Here is a 20,992-nt window from a genome sequence, read left to right as displayed (position 1 = left end):
ACGATGAACGACACGGGAAGACTGTGCCAGGCCCTCGCGCTGCGGGTGCACACCGGCGCGGACCCCGAACGGCTGCGCCGCAACCTGGCGAGCGTCGCCGACGGCGTACGGCTGTGGGTGGAGGACGTGCCCGGCGGCGCCGACTCCGAGACCGCCGCACTGTGCCGCGAGCGGGAACTGACCCGGCCCGCCGACCCGCGCACCGGCCCCGGCCTGCGCGCGGTGCTGCTGCGGTACCGGGACGGGGCGGCGGACCTCGTGGTGGTCGCCCACCGCGCGGTCCTCACCGACCCGTACGACCTGGTGCAGTCCCTGCTGGTGGAACCGGCCCGGCCCGCCCCGGTCCCCGGAGAGGCCGGTGAACGGCTGCGTTCGGCGCTCACCGCGCTCGACCGGGCCGAACTCCCGGAGTGGGGGCTCGGCACCCCGGGCGCCACCACGTCCGGACTGCACCGCTTCGAGGTTCCCGCGGCGGGCGGCGCCCCCGCGGAGCTCACGCTCCGGGCGGCACTCGGCCTGGTCCTCGCACGCTGCACGGGCAGCGGCGAGGTGGGTGTCGGCGTGGACGCGGAGCACGCGCTGGTCCTCACGGTCGACCCGGCGGCGACGGTGGAGCACTATCTGGAACAGGTGGCGCGGGCCGTGCCCGTGACCGGCCGGACGCCGGTGGCGGGCCTGGTCACCACCCGGGCGCCGGAGGCGCTGACGGGGGAAGGGCTGAAGGCCGAACCGCTGGCGCACCTGCCGTTCCTGGACCCGGTGCACGCCTTGTCGGTGCACGTCGCCGACGACGGCTCCACGCTGCTGCGCGGCACGGTCCGCCACCGTCACGCCGCGTTCGGCGACGAGACGGCCGCGTGGCTGACCGGAATGCTGGCCACCGCCCACCGGGCACTGACCGCCGCCGACCCCGGAACCCCGGTCGGTGACATCCCGCTGTTCGACGCAGAGCAGTCGCGTGCCCTGGCGGTGCTCGGCGGCCTCGGCCGCGCACCCGAGGTGCCCGACGAGCGCATCGAGCAGGTGGTACGGGAGAGGGCCGACCGGACACCCGACGCACCGGCCGTCGCCTACGGGGACCAAGAACTGACCTACCGTCAACTCCTGCACAGGGCAGACCAGTACGCCGCCGCACTGCGCGACCTCGGAGTCGCCCCCGGCGACCGGGTGGGCGTCTGCCTGGAACGGTCGCTGGACCTGGTGGTGGTCCTCCTCGCCGTCCTCGTCGCCGGGGGCACCTACGTACCGATGGACCCGGCCTACCCGGCGGAACGCCTCGCGTACACCAGCGAGGACGCCGAACTCACCCTGGTGATAACGGAGTCGGCCCACTTCCCGTCGCGCGAGGGCGTCCGCACGGTGCGCCCCGACGCGCTCGCCGAGGGCGGCAAGGAGCCCTTCACCCCGGGCGACCTGCCCGCCGACGCGGCGGCCTACGTCATCTACACCTCCGGCTCCACCGGGCGTCCCAAGGGCGTCGTCGTCCCGCACCGCAACGTGGGCGCGCTCCTCGCCGCCACACGCGAGGACTTCGGCCTCGGCGGCGGCGACACCTGGACGCTCTTCCACTCCAGTGCCTTCGACTTCTCCGTGTGGGAGATCTGGGGCTGCCTGATGACCGGCGGACGCCTGGTCGTCGTCCCGTACGAGGTCTCGCGCGACCCCGCCGCGTTCGCGGCGCTGCTCGCCGCCGAGCAGGTCACCGTCCTCAGCCAGACGCCGAGCGCCTTCGCCCAACTGGTCGCCACCGACGGGGAGAAGAGGGTCTCGGACTCGGTGCGTCTGGTCGTCTTCGGCGGTGAGCCGCTGGACACGAGGCCACTGCGGTTCTGGCTCGACCGGCACCCCGAGTCGGCGTGCCGTCTGGTCAACATGTTCGGCATCACCGAGACCACCGTCCACGTCACCGCGCAGACCGTCACCCGGCGCGAGGCCCTCCAGGGCTCGCGCTCGGTGGGCGGCGCACTGCCCGGCTGGCACCTGTACGTCCTCGACCCCGAGGGCCGCGAGGTGCCCCCGGGGGTGCCCGGAGAGATCTACGTCGGCGGCCTCGGCGTGGCGGGGGAGTACCTCAACCGGCCGGAGCTGACCGCCCAGCGGTTCCTGCCCGACCCGTACGCACCGGGCCCGATGTACCGCAGCGGCGACCGGGGACGACTGCTGCCCGACGGCCGCCTGGAGCACCTCGGACGTCTCGACAGCCAGGTCAAGCTGCGCGGCTTCCGCATCGAACTGGACGAGATCAGGGCCCGGTTGCTGGACGCGCCGGGCGTGGGAGCCGCCGCGGTCGTCCTGCGGCAGGGCTCCGGTACGGGTGACACGGCAGGGGCGCGCCTGGACGGGTACGTCGTGTTCGGCGACGCCTCGGACACCGACACCGGGGAAGTACGGCGGCACGCCGCCCGCTTCCTCCCCGAACACATGCTGCCCGCCACCCTCACGGCACTGCCCGCGCTGCCGCTGACACCCAACGGCAAGGTCGACACCGCGCGCCTGCCGGAACCCCTGGCCCGCGAAGCGGGCGACGAGACGCCGCCCGAGGGCGACGACACAGAGTCGCGGCTGCGCGCCGCGTGGGAGAAGGTCTTCGGCTTCCGGATCGTCCCGGACGACGACTTCTTCACCCTGGGCGGCAACTCGCTGCTGAGCGTGCGGTTGCTCGCAGCGGTACGCACGGCGGGCCTGCCCGCCTTCGCGCTCCCGCACCTCTACCTCCACCGCACCGTGCGGGCGCTCGCCGCGCACCTGGACACGCTGGGGGCCCGGTCATGACGCTGGTGCTGGTCGGCGCGGGCTCGCAGGCGTACCGCGAGTACCTGCTGCGCTCGGTGGCCGCCGCGTACGAGGTCCACCTCCTGGCGGACCGGGGGCCTCTCTGGGAGGCGCCCTACCTCACCGGGCACACCGTCCTGGACACCACGGACGTCGCCGCGATGGCCGACGCGGTCCGCGGGCTGTCCTGCGAGGGGGTGATGACCTGGGACGACACCCGGGTGGTGCACACCGCGGAACTGGCCAGGCTGCTGGGTCTGCCGGGCAGCGACCCGCAGGCGATGCTCCGCTGCCGGGACAAGCGGGCCACCCGGGAGGCACTGCGCGAGGCGGGAGTTCCGCAGGCCCGCTCCGAACTGGCCACCTCCCTTCCCCAGGCACGGGCGGCGGCCGCCCTGGTCGGCTACCCGCTGGTCCTCAAACCCCGGGCCCTGAACGCGAGTACGGGCGTGGTGAAGGTGGACGCGCCCGAGCGGCTCTCCGCCGGATTCCGGCTGGCACGCGGGGCGAAGGCGCCCGGTGCCGTGGAGGTGGCGCCCGGGGACGTCCTGGTCGAGGAGTACCTGGACGGCCCGGAGATCAGCTTCGACGCCGCCTGGTACGAGGGCCGGATGCACCCGGCGTTCGTGGCCCGCAAGGAGTGCGGGTTCGCCCCGTACTTCGAGGAGACGGGCCACGTCGTCGACGCCGCCGACCCGCTGCTCACCGACCCGGCCGTCCTGGACGTGGTGGCCGCCGCCCATGCGGCGGTCGGCTTCACCACCGGGTGGACGCACACGGAACTGCGCCTGACGGCGGCCGGCCCCAAGGTCGTCGAGATCAACGCCCGGATCGGCGGCGACCGCATCCCCGACATCGGACGCCTCGCCCTGGGCGTCGACGCGGCCCTTGCCGCGGCCAGGGTGGCGTGCGGAGCCGCCCCCGACGTCACCCCGGACCGGCACCGGGTCGCCGCGGTGCGCTTCCTCTACCCACCGGCGGACTGCATCGCCCGTGAGGTCGTCGTCGACACCGGGGCGCTGCCCGCCCCGGTGGACACGGCCCTGGCCATCGCCCTGCCGGGACAGGAACTGCGCCTGCCGCCGAACGGTCACGTCTCCAGCCGCTACGCGCTGCTCACCTCGGTCGCCGCGACGGAGGCGGAGTGCTGGGCGGCGCTGGAGAAGGCGTCGGGGGCGGTGCGGCTGGAGGTGCTGAAGGAGCTCTGAGTCGCTCGCGGGGCCACCGCGACGACACCGCGCTCGCCGGATGCAGCCCTACGGGCTGCGTCCGGCTCCAGCGCCTGTGCCATGTCGGTGCCCGCTCGTCGGGAGTGATGCCGCTGCAGATGCCCGCCAGGTGAGCAGTTCCGGTGAACTCGCCCGCCTCGCGGGATCGAGCTTTCGTACAGGTCAGGGCCGGTGATCGCTGCGGAGACGCTCTGCATTGCGAAGGTTCAGCGGCGAAACGCTTGGCGTTACTACGTGCGTGGGGTTGCGTACGAGGACGGGTGCCGCCCTGTCGGCCGGTCGTTGGAGGACGCCCAAGCGATGGCCGGGCTCCCGCCGGGGGTGCGCACGGGGGCGCGGTCTGACCGTGCTCGGACTCGCCGACGGGCAGGCGGTGACGGAGCGGCAGCTGGAGCTGCTGTTCGATCGGGGCCGGCACCCGGACACGCCGGTCGACCAGCAGCTGGCCGACGGGCGACTTCACCTGCGGGATCCAGGCGTGGTCAGCACTGGGCGGGCTCGGGAGGGACCGCTTTGCTGCGGATGCGCTGCGTCCAGGCGGTTGTCGCCGCGGTGGCGTTGGGGGCGGCTTCTGTGTAGAGGGCGTAGCCGTCGCCGTAGCTGCCGCCCAGGTAGAAGCCGACGATGTACTGGTGGCCGGGGAGGAGCAGGTCGTAGCGGCTCGTTCCTTCACCGATGGTGTACGAGCCGTCCGGTTTCGTGTCGACGGACTGACCAAGGCGGAAGGAGCCCGGGGGCGTGCCTTTCAGGATCTTGTCCGTGCGGACGGTGACGGTCTGGACGCCGCCGGGCGTGGCGCGTTCCTCCGCGACGAAGCCGTGTTTGCCCGTCACCGTGATGAGCGCGATGTTCTCGCTCGCGGCGGATACGTACTCGGGCCGGGACAGGTCGGGAGCGCACAAGGCAGGGGAGTCGGCCGGGGAGGGACTGCCGTGCCACCAGGTGCAGCCCGCCCACCCGCCGGCGGCCAGCCCGCAGACCGAGAGGGCTGAGGCGAAGAGCGTGAAGGTGCGTCGCATGGGCTGTCCCCAGAGCTTTCGGTAGCTGGCCTTGTCGATGGCGGTGGGGGCCAGGAGCGAGCCCGGTGACGTGAACCTGGTGAGCCTGCTCAGCGTCGCCGACGACCTCGCTCGCAGCCTCTCCGCGCTGAAGATCCCGGTCCAGCCCCACACCCCGAAGACCTCGCTCGTCAGCCCCGAACGAGCCCGGGCAAACACGGAGAAGGAAGTCAACCACCTCCTGGCCACGGCCGTTGACCTCCAGCGCCACGCCCTGCCGCGATGCTCGGATGCTGCGTCCTGGGCGCGGAGTCCAAGGAGGACTGCTCGGAGTAGGTGTCAAGAGTTGTGGATGGGGCGGTTGATGTCTATCGGTGCTGCTCCCACTCGGTCCGGGTGAGTTCGTACTCGACTTCACCGTGCTCGGAACCCTCGATCGCCTCCGGCCAGTCCCCGGTGAAGTTCCGGACGAAGGACAGGCCCGATTTCTCCATCACGCGACGGGAGCGGGTGTTGACGGCCATGGTGTTTGCGGTGACCCGCTCGACCTCCAGCTCCGCGAACCCCTTGTGGACCAGGGCCCGGGACCCCTCGGTAGCATAGCCACGCCCCCATGTCGCCTGGTTCAACCGGTAACCGAGTTCGACCACGGCGGGGCTGTGCTCCTCCAACGGCCGGAACTCGAACCAGCCCAGGAAGGTGCCGGTGGGCTTTTCCTGCGCAGCCCAGTAACCGCGGGTCTCCCAGCACGGGTAGTCGTGCAGGAGCCGCGGGAGGGTCCGTGTCTCGATCGCCTCCCGACTTGTGGGGCGGCCACCATTGATGAAGCGCATGACCTCGGGGTCGTTGTCCAGGGCGAGCAGGTGGTCGATGTCGGTGGCCGTGAACGCGCGCAGGACGAGCCGGTCGGTCTCCAGGAAGTTGGGCATGCCGCGATCTTCGCCACGGGCGGGCCGGGCCTGCCACTGGTTTTCTGACCGGCGGCAGGCGGTGGTGTTCATGCCGCGCGGGCCCCGGATCGCTCGACCAGGAAGCCCCGCTCGAAGCGGGCGCCGGCCCGGACCAGGGCGACGAGACGGGGTGCGTTCACGGCCCGCCGGTGTTCCTGGGCTGACGCGATGAGCCTGAAGACCATGACCAGGACGGCGGCCTTCGCCTCTTCCCGGCGTATGCGCAGGTGAACGCCATCGGCCCAGACGTAGACATAGTCCGCGGCTGGTGGAAGCCGTTGCGCACGACCAGGCGGCGGCCGGAATCGTCTCGCTGATCGGTCACCTCGGTTACGTAGGCGTTGACTTCTGCTTACAGGGCGGCGGCCGGCACGGGCGTGCCTTCCCAACCGGCGCAGCGGACGTCGGCCTCCTCGATGACCATCACAGGATCATCGGGAGGGTACGCCCTTCGCGTGCCAATCGGAGCCCGATCCACAGGACTTGAGCATTGCTCAATGCTGAGGGTGTCGCCAGTTCCGGTGCGACGCCAGGTGACGTGCTGTGCGCCGGGATGCGTGGCCGGTCCGTACGGCCGCGGCGCGCGACTGTTGCCGTTTCGGATGAGGTCGCATGCGCTGGGCGCGCGGTGGCTACTTCGGGTCCGCACCCTGCCGGGCCCGGTGCGGTGCCACCGGGGCGGGCGGGCCCAAGTGTCCGGTTGCGGTGTCGGCGGACTCCGGGTGCGGAATGGTGTCGATGCGCAGACCGGTCAGGGCAATGAGGGCGACGAGCGCGAAAGCGCAGGCGCCGAGTGCGAAGGAAATCGTGTACTGACCCTCGGCGGGCAACGGATGTGTTCCGGGAGGAAGGCCTGTCAGCAGATGGGCACTCAGCACCGCGGTGATCACAGCACTGCCCAGGGAACTGCCCAGGGACCGGGCGATCGAGTTGATGCCGTTGGCGATCCCGCTCTGATGAGAGGGAACACCTGCCACGATGAACGCGGGCAGCGTCGCGAAGCCGAAGCTGACCGCGATGCCGGTGAGCAGGCCTGCCGCCACGACGCCTGCGGGGCTGCCGTGGCTGAGGGCCAGCCAGCCGAAGCCCATGACCCCCGACGCGGCCCCGGCAGCAAGGGTTTTGCGGGCACCGATGCGGCGGACCAGTACGCCACCGAACTGCGCGGCGATCAGAGATGCGATGGTGCCGGGCAGCAGATAGACCACGGCGGCTTCCAGCACCGATGCCGAAAAGCCGTAACCCGCCACGCTGTTCGGGGTCTGCACAAGGTAGGAGATCCCGATGAACTGGGTGAACATGCCGAACCCCAGAAGAACGCCGGCGAGGTTGGTGAAAACCACCGGCCGCAGCACGAACATCCGCATGTCGACCAGCGGCTGACGCACCCGACGTTCCACGAAGACCCACACTGTGGTGAGCAGCACCGCTCCGCCCAGCAGCCCCAAGCTGCGTGCCGATGTCCAACCCCAGGCCGCACCCTGTGAGACGGGCAGCAGAAGCAGGATCATCGCGCCGGCGAGCGTTGTCACCCCCAGCCAGTCCGTGCGCCCGCCGACGGAGGAGGGGGACGGCGGCACAGCGATCGCCGCGGTGGCCAGGGCGATCAGGGACAGGACGGTCGCCAGCCAGAAGACCCGGTGATAGTCCGGGTGCGGGCCCTGGCTGAGCAGTCCCGCACCCACCAGGGCGAGGCCGCTGCCGAACGCGAGCGTCCCGCTGACCAGACCCATCGCCCCTGGCAGACGTCGGGCCGGCAACTCGTCGCGCAGCACCGACAGGGCGAGCGGGAAGATCGCCGTGGAGGCGCCCTGCATCGCGCGGGCGAGGAGGAGCAGCGGGAGCGAGCTGGTGACGGCGGCCAACACGGATCCGGCGACGGTCACCCCCAGAACCCCCAGCAGCACGGGCCTCTTTCCGTGCATGTCGCCGAGCCGGCCGAGCACGGGGGTGAACACGGCGGCCGACAGCAGCGTCGAGGTGGCCAGCCAGCTGGTTGTGGAGGAAGACAGGGACAGATCCTTCTGAACCACTGTCAGGATCGGGACGATCAGGGTCTGCATCATCGAGACGATCATGGCCGCCAGGCCCAGTGCGAAGACGAGACCGCGTCCTGAGGAATCCTTCGTGGCGGAAAGCCGGTGAGTGCGTGGCATGGTGGTCCGCTTTCCGTTGCGGTCGGAGGCAGGAGGCAGGAGGCAGGAGGCAGGAGGCAGGAGGCAGGAGGCCCGCCGGTGGGACAGCCCGTCAGCGGGGCACGCCGACCGTGGTGGACAGCAGTGCCGACACGTCGTCGGCGAGGATGCGCAAGCCGCCCTCGGACAGAAGGGATTCCGGGTGGAACTGCGTGGAGCGCAGCCGCGCTCCGCGCAACGCGTGGACTTCGCCGCTGACCGGGTCCCGGCTCACCTCGACCTCCTCGGGACCGTGCGGGCCGCGGAAGCGGTCGGTGGGGCACAGGGCCGCGTAGGTGTTGTAGAAACCGAGCCTGGCCGGGTGACCGAAGTGGTCGATCTGCCGCTGCACCCCCTGGTTGGGCGGGTTCTTGCGGACCAGGTCGAGCCCGAGTTCCGCGCAGAGCACCTGGTGTCCGAGGCAGACGGCCAGGAACGGCCGCTGTGCGGCCAGGAGCCCGCGGACGGTGCGGCCCAGGGCGGCGATCTTGGGATGGTCGCGGTCGCGCGGGTCGCCGGGACCGGGGCCCACGATCACGAGGTCGTGATCGGCGGGTTCGTAGGGTTCGTCGAAGCGCCGGACCGTGACGTGCAGGCCCAGGGAGAGGAGTTGGTGGTTGAGCATCGCGGTGAACGCGTCCTCACCGTCGATGAGCAGGATCCGCCTGCCGTTCAGGACCTCGCGCTCCTCGCGGTGCACCTGTTCGTCGAACGGGTCCAGCCAGAACCGGGCGAGGTGGCGATTGCGGTCCGCCAGGGAGCCGAGGATGTCACTGTTCCCGGTGAGCCCGGCGTCCGGAAACGTCCCGAGCGCGTCGCCGCGCAGGGCCTGGAGCACCGCCGCTGTCTTGGCGCGGGTTTCGGCCACCTCGGATGCCGGGTCGGAATGGCGCACCAGGGTGGCGCCCACTCCGATCCGCAGCCGTGAGTCCCTGGTGATGTCGGCGCAGCGGATGAGGACCGCGGAGTCCATGCGGCGCGCGCCCGCGCCGTCCCGGCCGATCAGCGCGAAGATCCCGCTGTAGTAGGCGCGTCCGTCGGTCTCGTACCGGTTGATGACCCGGCAGGCGTTCTCCAGCGGGCTGCCGGTCACGGTGGGGACGAACATCGTCTCCCGCAGGATGTCGCCCGGCTCGCGCGTGGTGCGCCCGGTCAGGTGGTACTCGGTGTGGGCCAGTCGCGTCATCTCCCGCAGGAACGGGCCCTCGGCACGGATTCCCGGCTCGCAGATCCGCGCCATCATCTTCAGCTCTTCGTCGACGACCATGTACAGCTCGTCCGTCTCCTTGGCATCCGCGAGAAAGCGGAGCGTGTCCGGGACGGTGGGGCCGAGAGCCGGGTAGCGGTAGGTGCCGCTGATCGGGGTCATGGTGACGGTGCCGTCGTTCAGTGCGACGTGCCGCTCGGGGGTGGCACCCACGAGGGTGCGCGTTCCCGTGTGCACGAGGAAGGTCCAGTACGCCCCCGCCTCCCCGCGAAGCAGACGGCGGAACACCGTCAGCGCTGCCGGGGTGGGCGGCCCCTGGACGGTGGCGACGAAGGAGCGTTTGATGACGAAGTTGGCCCCTTCGCCGCGTCCTATCTCCTCGCTCATGATCTTGCGGACGATCGTCTCGTACTCGGCGTCGTCCGTGTCGAAGCCGGCGTCCGTCAGCTCGAAGGGCCGGTCGGGGATGGCCGCGAGGGTCTCCTCGACGCTCATCCTCGTCTGCTCGTTCACCGTCATGGCGAGCAGGGGGGTGCCGTCGTCCTGGTGCGCGTAGCCGCGCTCCGCTATCTGCCGGTACGGGACCAGGACCACGAGGTCGTGACGGTTCCCGGATCCGTCCTGCGGGGGGTCGCAGGGCAGCGGAAGGTCGCTCAGGCCCGGCACCTCCATGACGTCCCCGAGGAGGAGTTCGACATCCTCGTGCCCCGCGGAGTGCGGCCTGTGCAGCAGGACGAACGACGGGGCGTCGAGCCCGCACAGTGCCTGCAGACGTGCTGTGTTCATCTCATTCACGAGAACTCCCCGAAAGCTCGCAAGGCAACAGGATGGCCGCCGCCTCTGGGCTCTTGTTTTCGCGCATTCACACTTCTCCTGCGCTGCGACCAGAGTCTTGCAGCCGGGCCGGGCGGGGGCCACTACTCACATACGCTGCGCGCTGTGCCGGGCGAGTAGGTTGTCAACAGCTTCCGGCTACTCGTACGGGTAGCCCGAAAGGGCTTCCAGGCGGCTACATTCGAAATCGGCTGACCGCGACGGACTCAGCTGCGCACACCGGCTGTTCAGCCGAAACAATCGTTCAACCTCAGCGTCATTCGGCTGTAACGTGCCGAACACCGACGATTCACTTTGTGCCTCATTCAGTTGCTCTGTGCCGAGGCTGCCGACAGGGGATACGGGGATCGAACCTTCATGAATGTCGCCATCAACTGGGCCGGACTCACCGAATTCCATTCCGCCCTCACCGAGGACGAGATGCGGTCCTGGCGGCTGTTGCCTTCGCGCCAGCAGCCCGCCTGGAACGACGACTGGCTCGTCACGGGCATCAGGCGGGACCTCGCTCTGCTGCCGGAGCTGGTGGACGCCGTCGAGGTCAACGCCCTGCACTCGGCCCTGGCCGAGGTCGCGGAGGGCCGCAGGCAGGTCATTCAGGCGGGTGACTGCGCCGAGGACCCGGCCGAGTGCACGCCCGCCCAACTCGGCCGGAAGACCGGCCTGCTGGACGCTCTCGCCGGCGTGATGCAGATCGGCTCCGGGCTCCCGGTGCTCCGGGTGGGCCGCTTCGCCGGTCAGTTCGCCAAGCCCAGGTCCGCTCCGACCGAGATCGTCGACGGCGTCGAACTGCCCGTCTACCGGGGTCACTTGGTCAACGGGCCGAAGGAGACCGAGGAGGACCGTCGGCCCGATCCGCTGCGCATGTTCGCCTGTCACGAGTCCGCGACCACCGCCATGGCGTACCTGCGCAAGCAGCAGGAGATCACCAGGGTGCCGGTGTGGACCAGCCACGAGGCCCTGGTGCTGGACTACGAACTGCCGCAACTGCGCCGCGGCAGCGAGGGAGATCTGCTGCTGACGTCCACGCACTGGCCGTGGATCGGCGATCGCACCCGGCAGATCGACGGGGCACACGTACGGATGCTGGCCCTGGTGTCGAATCCGGTCGCCTGCAAGGTCGGCCCCAGCATGACGGAGGACGAACTCCTGCGCCTGTGCGCACTGCTGGACCCCGAGCGCAGCCCCGGCCGGCTGACCCTCATCGCACGCATGGGAGCCGGAGAGGCGAGCCGTCGCCTGCCGGCGCTGGCCGCGCGGGTGCGGGAGGCTGGGCACCCGGTGGTCTGGCTGTGCGACCCGATGCACGGCAATACCGTCAGGGCCGCCAGTGGGCGCAAGACGCGACTGCTGACCTCCGTCGTGCAGGAGATCCGTGAATTCCAGGGTGCTCTGCGCGACATCGGGTTGTTCCCCGGCGGACTTCATCTGGAGACCACTCCCGACGACGTCGGCGAGTGCGTCACCGACGCGTCGGAACTCACCGGTCGCGACGGCCGCTCCACCTCGCTGTGCGATCCCCGGCTGAATGTGGAACAGGCAATTCATGTCGCTGCGAACTGGAATTGAGGAGCAGTCGGTGCCCGGAGTGGAGAAGTCGATGCCCGGAGTGGAGAAGGTCGCCGCGCTCGATCGTGTGCGCAGCATCGTCGCCGATGTCCTCGAAATAGAATTCGAGAACGTGGAGGCGGACTCCATATTCTACGACGACCTTGCGGCGGACTCCCTGGAAAAGGTCGAGATCGTCGTCCGGGTGGAGCGGGATTTCGGTGTCGAAATCAGCCCGGACGAGGCCGCCGGAGCGACGTCGGCCGCCGGTGTGGTGGCGCTGCTGCGCACCAAGCAGGAGACGGTCTGATGGCGGCGCCGGTGGAGTGCGCGCCGGGGCGGCCGGGTGTGGTGGTGACGGGAGTCGGCGCCGTTTCACCGGCCGGGCTGGGCCGGCGGGCGCTGTGGGAGGCCGTCCGCGGGGGGAGGGTGACGACGGGCCCCGTCACCCGTTTCGACACCTCCCGCCACCCCTCGGACCGCGCCGGGGAAGTTCCCTGCGACGCGCTGTCACAGCTCGACTCCCTGGTGGCGCCGCACCGTTCGCTCGCGGCACGCTTCCTGGCGGCCGCCGCCCTGGAGGCGGCGCACGTCGCGCGACTCACCGGCGGGCACCGCACCGGGGTCTTCGCCGGGACGGTCATGGCCACCAGGCCGGTGCTCGACCACGGGATCACCTCCGAGGGCCTGACGCCCGAGGGCACCGAGTGGGCCGAGCCGGAGCGGCTGCTCGATCTGATGCCCGACGTGGTGCCGTACGACGGGCCCGCGGTGCAACTGGCCTCCGGCTGCTCCGTCGGCGGCGACGCCGTGGCCCTCGGGGCCGACGCGATCGCCGAGGGCGAGGTGGACGTCGCCATCTGCGGCGGGGCGGAGGAGCTGTCCCAGGAAGTGTTCGCCATGTTCACCACGTTGCGGGCGCTCGCCCCCGACGTACCCCGCCCCTTCGACGCCGACCGGCTCGGCATGCAGCCCGCCGAGGGCGCCGGCGTCCTGATCCTCGAAAGCGCGGCGCACTGCGCCGCACGAGGCGCCGAGCCGCTGGCCGTCCTGCTGGCACACGGCGGCGCGGCCGACGCCTACCACCTCACCCGGCCGCGGCCCACAGGTGACGCCCTCGTCCGGGCGATCCGCACCTGCCTGACGGACGCGGGCCGGTCACCGGAGAGCGTCGACTGGGTGTGCGCACACGGCACCGGCACCCCCGCGAGCGACGGGATCGAGGCACGGGCGATCGCCGCCGCCCTCGGCGGCCCCACGCGGCGCAAACCCGCCGTTTCCTCGCTCAAGGGCGTGCTCGGCCACACCCAGGGCGCGGCCGGCGTCCTGGAAGCCGTGGTCGCCGTGCTCGCGCTGGCCGAGGGCCACCTCCCGGGCAACGCCACCCTCCGCCGCGCCGACCCGGACTGCGCCGGGCTGGATCTGGTCCCGCCCCCGGGCCGCCCGGCGGACCTCGCCTCCGTGCTCAGCCTCGCCTTCGGGCTGGGCGGCGGGGTGTCGGCACTGCTGCTCGGTGCGGCCGGGAGCGACGATGCGGCCTGACACCGTCGTACGGACCGCCCCCAGCGCCCCCGTGCGCCGAACGGCGGCAGCTGTGGCAGGGGTCGGCGTCCGGCTGCCCGGCGCGGCGGGGCTCGCCGAACTGCTCGCACCGTCCGGCCCGCGCACCTTCGCGCAGGAGGCGCCGGAGCACGCACACGCGCTCGCCGCGGCCACCGCCGCCCTTGGTGCCACGTCATGCCGCGCCGCCGGGGCGCCGGGCGCGACCGCCACGGTCTGGGCGACGTCCACCGCGGGGCTGGCGGACTACGCGCAGACCTGCGCGGACATTCCGGTGAGCGGGCCCACCCGGGTCTCCCCGCGGCGCACCGCGCACTCCGCGTTCACCGCGCCGGCGACGGAGCTCTCCGTACGGCTGGGACTCGACGGACCGTACCTGAACGTGACCGGCGGGCGGGACGCGGGCGCCCACGCCGTCACCGAGGCGATCCGCATGCTGACCCGCCGGCGGTGTGAGCGGGTCGTGGTCGGTGGGTCCGCCGAGGCCTCCGCCTGGCGGAGCGGCCCCGACGGCGACCCCGCGGAAGGGGCCCTGTGCCTGGTGCTCCGCCCGGAGGCCCCGGGCCACCGGGCGACGACCCTGCGGCCGGTCCTCAGGGCCCGCTGGACCCGTGGCGGCATCGACGCCCTCGTCCGCTCCTGCCTGGCACGCATGGACGGGCCGGCGAACGGGATGGTGCTGTCCGCGTCGGCCGCCGACGCCCCCGCACCGGACGCGCTGGCCCCGCTGAGCCTGGCGACGCCGCTGCGCGTCGAGGACGAGCTCGGTGACCTGGGGGCCGCGGGCGGCGTCGCCGCCCTGATCGCCGCCGTCGCCCGGACGGCGGACCACAGCACTTCGCAACGACGGGGCCCGCGCGTGCTCGCGCTGGCCCTCGGCAACGGCAACGCCGTTGCCCTGGAAGCGACGTCCCCGAGGAAGGATCCGCGATGAACCTGGTGGAACTACTGGTGGGCAGGCATGTGCGGGCAGGCGCGGGGGACCGCGTCAGCCACCTGGACCCCGACGTCGGCGAGGTGACCTACGCGCAGCTGCACGCCGCCGTGACCGGTTACGCGGGCGCGCTGCGCGAGCGGGGCGTGCCCGCGGGCACACGGGCACTGGTGGTCGCCGACGACTCGGTGGCGACCACCGCGGCGATCCTCGGCCTGTGGTGGCACGGGTGCGTGCCCGTGCCGGTCAGTCCCGCGCTCTCCGACCCCGAACTGCGGTTCATGGCCGCCGACTGCGAGGCCGGGTTCGCGCACTTCGACCTCCCCAACGCCGACCGGCGCGAACTGGGCGAACACATCAACGGCCTGCCCCGCAGCACGGGGGAGGAAGTCCGTACGGTCTTCGGCGGTGCTCCCGACACCCGTGTGCACGCCCCCGGCTCGGCGTCGGAAGAGGCGGACTGGGCCGCCGGGCAGCCCGCACTGATCCAGTACACCTCGGGCAGCACCGGCTCGCCCAAGGGAGTGCTGCACGCGGCCGGCGGCATCGAGGCCGTCACCTCCGCGGTCGGCTCGCTGACCGGACTCGGCCCCGACGACACGGTTCTCTCCACCGCCAAGGTGTCCTTCGGCTACGGCTTCGGGAACTCCGTCATCCTGCCGCTGGCGGCGGGCGCCCGCACCGTGGTGCTGCGCGGCGGCGTCGACGCGCACGCCGTCCACAGCGCACTGCGCCGCCACCGGCCGACCGTGCTGTTCTCCGTCCCCCGGATGTACGTCGCCCTGATCGCGCTCACCGCCGCCCACGGCACCGACGCCATCGCGTCGCTGCGGCTGGCGGTCACCGCGGGCGAGCACTGCCCGGCCACCCTCACCGAACAGGTGCGCGAGGCCTTCGGGGTGCCTCTCGTCAACGGCCTGGGTGCCACCGAAGCCCTGCACATCGTCGTCGCCACCCCGCCCGAGGCCGCCACCGCCGGGGCGACCGGCCGCCCCGTCGCGGGCGTCACCGCGACCGTCAGGGACAAGGAAGGCGCCCTGCTCCCGGACGGCACCGAGGGCGCCCTGCACGTGGCCGGGCCCTCCGTGGCACTGGGCTACCTCAACCGGACCGAGGCCACCCGCCGGACCTTCGCCGACGGCGGCGCGTACACCGGCGACATCGTGCGCCGCGACGAGGCGGGTGACCTCTGGTACCTGTGCCGCGCGGACGACCTGCTGAACATGGGCGGCTACAAGGTGGCCCCCAGCGAGATAGAGGCGGTCGTGCGCGAGGCCGTCGAGGTGGCGGAGTGCGCGGTGGTGGCCGTGAGCGACGAGAACGGCCTGGACCAGGCCGTCGCGTACGCGGTCCCCGTGCCGGGCGTTGACCCCGGAGTCGCCCGCAAGGCGATACTCGCCCTCCTCCGCGCCCGCCTCGCGCCGTTCAAGCGCCCGGCCAGGGTCGAGGTGATCGACGTCCTGCCCACCACGTCCACCGGAAAGCTGGCCCGCAACCGATTGCGGGAGTCCGCGGGACGGGAAGCGGGGCCGGGCCGATGAGCTGGGACATCACGGGCCTGGGCGCCGTGGCGAGCATCGGCGACACCCCGCGCGCCGTCTACGACGCGCTGTGCGCCGGCCGCAGCGGCCTGGCCGGACTGCGCGCCTTCGACCAGGAGAAGTACCGGGCGAAGCAGGCCTACGAGATCGACGACCGCGGCCCGGACGGCGCGGACCGCCCGCTGCGTGCCACCCGCTGGCTGGAGACCGCGGTCGAGCAGGCCCTCACCGACGCGGGCCTCGACGCGGCGGACGGCGACATTCCCGTCCTCGTGGGGACGACCCTGCGCGAACAGCGCTCGGCGGAGCTGTGGTGGCGCGACGGGGCCCCGCTGACCATGCCGGACCTGCACTTCGGGAGCGCGCTGCGGGACCGGTTCGGCACCGCGCGCAGCTACACCTTCGCCAACGCCTGCGCGGCCACGCTGTACACGCTCGCCCTGGCCACCGACATGATCGAGCTGGGGCAGGCCGACACCGTCGTGGTGGCAGGCACGGACTCGATCGCCGAGAGCGCCTTCGGGACGCTCGACCGGGTGCAGAACGATACGCCGCGCGCCCTGCGGCCGTTCGACCGGGCACGGGCCGGCATGCTGATGGGCGAGGGCTCCGTCGCCGTCGTCGTCCAGCGAAAGGGCGTCTCCCGCGCGGGAGTTCACGCCGTCGTGCGCGGAGTCAGCACGAACTGCGATGCCTCGCATCCCACCGCCCCCGACCCGACGGCCATCTCGTGGGCCATCAGGGACGCGCACCGCAGGGCCGGACTCAAGGCGGACGAGATCGATCTGGTGATGCTGCACGGCAGCGGCACCCAGCTCAACGACTCGGCCGAGGCGACCGCGGTGTCCCGGGTCTTCGAAGGCGTCGGCCAGGGCCCCCTGCTGACCGCAGTGAAGTCCATGACCGGGCACACCCTGGGCGGCTCCGGACTCCTCAGCCTGATCACCGCGGCCTTCGCCCTGCGTGAGGGCGTGGTCCCGGCCGTCCTGGGACTGACCGACCCGATCGAGGAGGCGGCCGGTCTGCGGCTGGTCCGCGACACGGCCGCCACCGCCCGGATGACCACCGCACAGATCAACGCCTTCGGCTTCGGCGGCATCAACGCCGTGGCCGTCCTGGAGAAGGGGGACCGCCCGTGACCGCGCTCCATGAGGAAAGGACGGCGGCGTCCGCCGTGATCACCGGGGTGGGCACCGCCGTCCCCGGCCTCACCGAAGCCGCCGATCTCCTCGCTCCGGGCGACCCCGACGGCGGATTCGACCCCGGCACCGGTCTCAAGGGCCGGGAGATGCGGCACAAGGACCGTGCCTCGCGCCTCGCCCTGCGGGCCGTCGCCCCCGCGCTGCGTCAGGCCGGTCTGCTGTCCGACGACGGCGAGACGTACACCGGCCCCGGTGACACCACCGCCGTGGTGATCTCCTCCAACCTCGGCAACCTCGACAGCGTCTGCGACTTCGTCGACACCATCACCGCGCACACGGTCACCGGACTGAGCCCCCTCGGGCTGCCGCACACCTCGTCCAACGTGACAGCGGGCTGGATAGCCATCCGGTACGGCATGCGCGGCCCCAACCTCACCGTGTGCAACGGGGCCACCAGCGGAGCCGACGCCCTGCACTGGGCGCACAACCTGCTCGCCGCGCGCAGGGCCGACACCGTCGTCGTGATCGGCGTCGAACCGGACACCGAGCCCGCCGCCAAACTGCTGGACGACGGCTCCGGGCGCACCCCGCTCGACGGCGCGGCGGCGCTGGTCCTGGAGTCGTCGGAACGCGTCGCCGCGCGCGGTGCCCACCCCCTGGCCACCCTGACGCGCAGCGTGCGGGCCGCCGACTCCGCCACCGCCCGCGCCGGCGCGCTCGGCGACGACACCGCTGTCGCAGGCCTGTGGCTGGGGTCGGCCGAAGACGCCGCGACGGCCTCCGCGCTCGACCTCTCCGCACGGCTCGGCCACTGCTCCGGGGCGCTCGGCGTCCTGCAAGCGGCTGTGGGCGTCGCACATCTCGCCGGTGGGGGGCCGGGACCCGTCCTGGCCACCAGCGGCGGAGGGGCCGAGGACGACGGGGCTGCCGCACTCGTGCTGACCGCAGCCGGTGAGATGCCGTGAGCGCCCACGACCGGCACGGCCGCCGGGTGGTCGTCACCGGCCTCGGAGCGATCTCCTGTCTGGGTTCGGGCGTGCCCGCGTTCTGGCAGGGACTCGCCGACGGGGGCGCCGCGCCGCGCCCCGTGACGGACCCGGACGCCCGCATGGCGAACCGGCTGATGTACCTGGTGCCGGAGGCCGACGTGCCCGAAGGCCCCCGGCGGCACGCCCACGTCGAGCTCGGTGCCGGCCCCCGCATGGCGGTCGCCGCCGCCCGCGAAGCGGTGGCGGACGCGGGCCTCGACGCCGTACTGCGCGAACGCCTCAGCGTGGTGCTCGGCGTGGAGATGGGCAACGCCGGACAGCACGAGGCCCGACGCTCCGCGCGACGTGACGCGCCGACGCGCCCGGCCGCCGGCACCTGGTCGCCGATGACGGTGACCTGCGCCGCCGTCTCGGCAGCGATCGGGGCCACCGGTGGCAGCACCAGCTTCGGCAACGCCTGCGCGGCCAGCGGCTACGCGGCGTCCGTCGCCGCCGACATGGTGCGTGCCGGCGAGGCGGACGTGGTCCTCACCGGCGGGGCCGAAGGCCCGACCCGGGTGGGCATGGGCGTCTTCAACCGCATCGGCGCGGCCGACCCGGTGGCGTGCCGCCCCTTCGACACCGACCGGCAGGGCACCCTCTTCGGCGACGGCGCGGCGATGCTGGTGCTGGAGGCGGCGGAGCACGCCGAGGCCCGGGGGGCGAAGGTGTACGCGGAGTTGTCGGCCGCCGCCTTCAGCTGCGACGCCCACCACCCCACCGCCCCCGATCCCGGCGGCGTCCAGGCCGTACGCGGCATGCGCCGGGCGCTCGCCGAGGCGGGCCTGCGGCCCGACGAGGTCGGAGCAGTGGTACCGCACGGAACGGGAACCCCGCTCAACGACGTCGTGGAGAGCGAGGCGCTGCGTGCGGTGTTCGGGGCGCACTGCGACGAGCTCCCCCTGTTCAGCCTCAAGGCGATGATCGGCCACACCGCGGGAGTCGCGGGCGCGTTCGGAGTGCTGACGGCGGCACTGATGCTGCACCACGGGCAGGTCCCGGCCAACGCGCCCGTCCTGGCCCAGGATCCGCGCTGCGCGGTGTGGCTGCCGCAGGACGGACCGGTGCCGCTGGGCGTGCCCTCGGTGCTGGTCAACGCCTACGCCTTCGGCGGCAACAATGTCTCGCTGGCGCTGACCGCCGCGCCCGGACGAGCGGCCGCACACCGGGACGCGCCGGGCCCGGCGGCCGCCGCGCGCCCCGCACCCGCCCGCTCCGGCCCGGCCCGCCGGGACGTCGACCTCGGGGGAGCCGCCGCATGAGCACCCTGAACGTACTCGGTGTGGGCGTCTGCCTGCCGGGCACCGACAAACCCGCCGAAGCCTTGTCGCCCGCCGTCACCCGCACCCGCGGCCCCGGCTGGCTGGACGTGGCCACGGCGCTGCCGGGCCGCGGTTACAAGCGGCTGCCGTCGGGCTGTCAGTACCTGCTCGCCGCCACCGGCAATGCGCAGCAGGACGCCGAGGGGGCGCTGTCCGCCGTGCCCGCCGACCGCCGCGGTGTCGTCGTGGGCACCAACAACGCGGGCATGGCGCTGCTGGACGAGCAGGACCGCACGATCCTCGACGAGGGCGCGGCGGCCATCGCCCCCCTGAGCGCGCCGTACTTCGCGATGAGCCTGTTCGCGTCCCGGCTCGCGACGGAGCACCAGGTCAACGGATTCACCCTCACCGTCAACTCGCCGCGCACCGCGGCCCTGGACGCGCTCGGCGCCGGTGCCAGGGCGCTGGCGGCCGACCGCGCGGACACACTGGTCGTCGGGGCGACCGAGGAGACACTGCCGCCCGGCGAACCGGGTGCCGAGGGCAGCGACACCGGAGCCGTCGCATTGATCTGCGCCCGCCCGGACACGCGGTCCCCGGGGTCCGGGTACGGGACCGTGCGGGTCCGTACGGCCTTCCTGGCGTCCGGCGCCGGTGCCCCCCGCGTACTGGCCGACGTCTGGCGCGACCTCGTCGCGGACGCGGAAGGAATCCCGAAGGTCGACGCGGTCGTCGACGACTCGCCCGTCGGCGAAGCCGTGCTGGCCTGGCTGGGAGCCCAGGACGCGGATCTCACGTTCTTCCCCGCCGGCGCCGGAGCACTCACCCCGCTGCGCCACCTGGTCGCCGCGCTCGCCGCCCGCGACGGCCGCCGCAGGATCCTCGTGACGGCCGCGGCGGAGGGCAACGTGGCCTTCGCCCGGCTGGACGCCCCCGGGCCCCCGGCCCCCCACCATCCCCAGCAGCAAGTCCACCCCCAGCAGAAAGGGAACCGGCAATGATCACGGACATCCAGGGATCCTGGTCCCTCGTCCTGGGCGTCTCCAGCGGCTTCGGCAGGGCCGTCGCCGGAGCGCTGGCACAACGCGGCGGCAACGTCATCGGTGTCCACTTCGACACCGCCGACAACGCCGAGGCCGCCGCCAAGTTCGAGGCCGAACTGCGCGACACCGGAGTGTCTGCGCACTTCTTCAACCTCAACGCGGCGAGCGCGAACACGCGCAGGGAGGTGGTCGCGCGCGCCGTCGACCTCGCAGGCGACCAGGGCATCCGCATCGTGCTGCACTCGTTGGCGTTCGGCTCGCTGCTGCCGTTCGCCGCCGCGCCGGACGGCCCGCAGGACCAGGAGACGGTCACCTCGCGGCAGTTGGCGATGACCCTCGACGTCATGGCCAACAGCCTCGTCTACTGGACGCAGGACCTGCTGGCGGCGGGACTGCTGCGCCGCGGCGCGAAGATCTACGGCATGACCAGCGCGGGCAGCACGCGGGTCCTGGACAGCTACGGGCCCGTGTCCGCGGCCAAGGCCGCACTGGAGGCCCATCTGCGCCAGCTCGCGGCGGAACTCGCACCGCGCGGCATCGCGGCCAACGCCCTGCGCGCGGGCACCACGCTCACGCCCGCCCTGGAGAAGATCCCGGGCAGCGCCGCCTACGCGGAGGTGTGCCGCAACGCCAACCCGCACCGGCGGCTGACCGAACCCGAGGACGTCGCCGAGGCGGTCGTCCTGCTCTCGATGTCCGACTCCTCGTGGCTCACGGGCAACGTCATCGGCATCGACGGCGGCGAGATCCTCACCGCCTGACCTGACCCGATC

General features: G+C 72.6%; 16 protein-coding genes. 12 read left to right on the top strand and 4 right to left on the bottom strand.

All coding sequences use genetic code 11. The features are described 5' to 3' along the window. Positions 1-3: 3 nt before the first annotated feature. Both ACIO3O_RS00330 and ACIO3O_RS00325 read left to right on the top strand, forming a co-directional pair. Positions 4-2,772 (top strand): amino acid adenylation domain-containing protein, encoded by a 2,769-nt coding sequence (locus ACIO3O_RS00330; RefSeq protein ID WP_401740077.1) that lies wholly within the window; start codon positions 4-6, stop codon positions 2,770-2,772. Further along, a complete protein-coding gene (locus tag ACIO3O_RS00325; protein ID WP_401740076.1) occupies positions 2,769-3,980 on the top strand; it encodes an acetyl-CoA carboxylase biotin carboxylase subunit family protein in 1,212 nt (403 codons plus the stop codon). Before ACIO3O_RS00330 ends, ACIO3O_RS00325 begins: the two co-directional genes overlap by 4 nt. Before the next feature lie 503 nt (positions 3,981-4,483). Here the strand turns inward: ACIO3O_RS00325 and ACIO3O_RS00320 are convergent. The 4 genes from ACIO3O_RS00320 to ACIO3O_RS00305 form a co-directional block, all read right to left on the bottom strand. Then, on the bottom strand, positions 4,484-5,233 hold the full coding sequence (locus ACIO3O_RS00320; protein ID WP_401740074.1) for a hypothetical protein: 750 nt from the start codon (positions 5,231-5,233) through the stop codon (positions 4,484-4,486). Between the two features lie 134 nt (positions 5,234-5,367). Beyond that, positions 5,368-5,928, bottom strand: coding sequence for a GNAT family N-acetyltransferase (locus ACIO3O_RS00315; RefSeq protein WP_401740073.1), 561 nt, complete (start codon positions 5,926-5,928; stop codon positions 5,368-5,370). Positions 5,929-6,581: 653 nt separating this feature from the next. After that, entirely contained in the window at positions 6,582-8,105 is a 1,524-nt protein-coding gene (locus ACIO3O_RS00310; RefSeq protein WP_401740071.1) for an MFS transporter, read from the bottom strand. A 91-nt stretch (positions 8,106-8,196) separates the two neighbouring features. Beyond that, positions 8,197-10,116 carry an anthranilate synthase family protein gene (locus ACIO3O_RS00305; RefSeq protein WP_401740070.1) on the bottom strand — a complete coding sequence of 640 codons (1,920 nt, stop codon included), beginning with the start codon at positions 10,114-10,116 and terminating at the stop codon, positions 8,197-8,199. Between the two features lie 405 nt (positions 10,117-10,521). Between ACIO3O_RS00305 and ACIO3O_RS00300 the strand changes: the two genes are divergently transcribed. Genes ACIO3O_RS00300 through ACIO3O_RS00255 form a run of 10 tightly spaced genes read left to right on the top strand, consistent with a single transcriptional unit; the run spans position 10,522 to position 20,980 of the window. Further along, positions 10,522-11,730: a 3-deoxy-7-phosphoheptulonate synthase gene (locus ACIO3O_RS00300; RefSeq protein ID WP_401740068.1), complete on the top strand. Its 1,209-nt coding sequence runs from the start codon at positions 10,522-10,524 to the stop codon at positions 11,728-11,730. Then, positions 11,708-12,019, top strand: a complete 312-nt coding sequence (locus ACIO3O_RS00295) for an acyl carrier protein (protein WP_401740067.1) — start codon at positions 11,708-11,710, stop codon at positions 12,017-12,019. Before ACIO3O_RS00300 ends, ACIO3O_RS00295 begins: the two co-directional genes overlap by 23 nt. Next, positions 12,019-13,251 (top strand): beta-ketoacyl synthase N-terminal-like domain-containing protein, encoded by a 1,233-nt coding sequence (locus ACIO3O_RS00290; RefSeq protein ID WP_401740066.1) that lies wholly within the window; start codon positions 12,019-12,021, stop codon positions 13,249-13,251. Before ACIO3O_RS00295 ends, ACIO3O_RS00290 begins: the two co-directional genes overlap by 1 nt. Next, the gene (locus ACIO3O_RS00285; protein ID WP_401740065.1) at positions 13,241-14,203 is read left to right on the top strand and encodes a beta-ketoacyl synthase N-terminal-like domain-containing protein; all 963 of its coding nucleotides are present in this window, start codon (positions 13,241-13,243) and stop codon (positions 14,201-14,203) included. Before ACIO3O_RS00290 ends, ACIO3O_RS00285 begins: the two co-directional genes overlap by 11 nt. After that, positions 14,200-15,744, top strand: coding sequence for an AMP-binding protein (locus tag ACIO3O_RS00280; RefSeq protein ID WP_401740063.1), 1,545 nt, complete (start codon positions 14,200-14,202; stop codon positions 15,742-15,744). Before ACIO3O_RS00285 ends, ACIO3O_RS00280 begins: the two co-directional genes overlap by 4 nt. Continuing rightward, the gene (locus tag ACIO3O_RS00275) at positions 15,741-16,883 is read left to right on the top strand and encodes a beta-ketoacyl-[acyl-carrier-protein] synthase family protein (protein WP_401740061.1); all 1,143 of its coding nucleotides are present in this window, start codon (positions 15,741-15,743) and stop codon (positions 16,881-16,883) included. The genes ACIO3O_RS00280 and ACIO3O_RS00275 overlap by 4 nt, the downstream gene beginning before the upstream one ends. Further along, positions 16,880-17,851: a beta-ketoacyl synthase N-terminal-like domain-containing protein gene (locus ACIO3O_RS00270; protein ID WP_401740059.1), complete on the top strand. Its 972-nt coding sequence runs from the start codon at positions 16,880-16,882 to the stop codon at positions 17,849-17,851. Before ACIO3O_RS00275 ends, ACIO3O_RS00270 begins: the two co-directional genes overlap by 4 nt. Beyond that, positions 17,848-19,176, top strand: a complete 1,329-nt coding sequence (locus ACIO3O_RS00265; RefSeq protein WP_401740058.1) for a beta-ketoacyl-[acyl-carrier-protein] synthase family protein — start codon at positions 17,848-17,850, stop codon at positions 19,174-19,176. The genes ACIO3O_RS00270 and ACIO3O_RS00265 overlap by 4 nt, the downstream gene beginning before the upstream one ends. Continuing rightward, positions 19,173-20,177 carry a beta-ketoacyl synthase N-terminal-like domain-containing protein gene (locus ACIO3O_RS00260; RefSeq protein ID WP_401740056.1) on the top strand — a complete coding sequence of 335 codons (1,005 nt, stop codon included), beginning with the start codon at positions 19,173-19,175 and terminating at the stop codon, positions 20,175-20,177. Before ACIO3O_RS00265 ends, ACIO3O_RS00260 begins: the two co-directional genes overlap by 4 nt. Further along, on the top strand, positions 20,174-20,980 hold the full coding sequence (locus ACIO3O_RS00255) for an SDR family oxidoreductase (protein ID WP_401740055.1): 807 nt from the start codon (positions 20,174-20,176) through the stop codon (positions 20,978-20,980). The genes ACIO3O_RS00260 and ACIO3O_RS00255 overlap by 4 nt, the downstream gene beginning before the upstream one ends. The last annotated feature ends 12 nt before the right edge of the window (positions 20,981-20,992 follow it).

Source organism: Streptomyces sp. NPDC087440, from assembly GCF_044744005.1.
In the GTDB taxonomy this organism is placed as follows: domain Bacteria; phylum Actinomycetota; class Actinomycetes; order Streptomycetales; family Streptomycetaceae; genus Streptomyces.
Note: the sequence above shows the minus strand (reverse complement) of the source record. Positions and strands in the feature narration are given on the sequence as shown.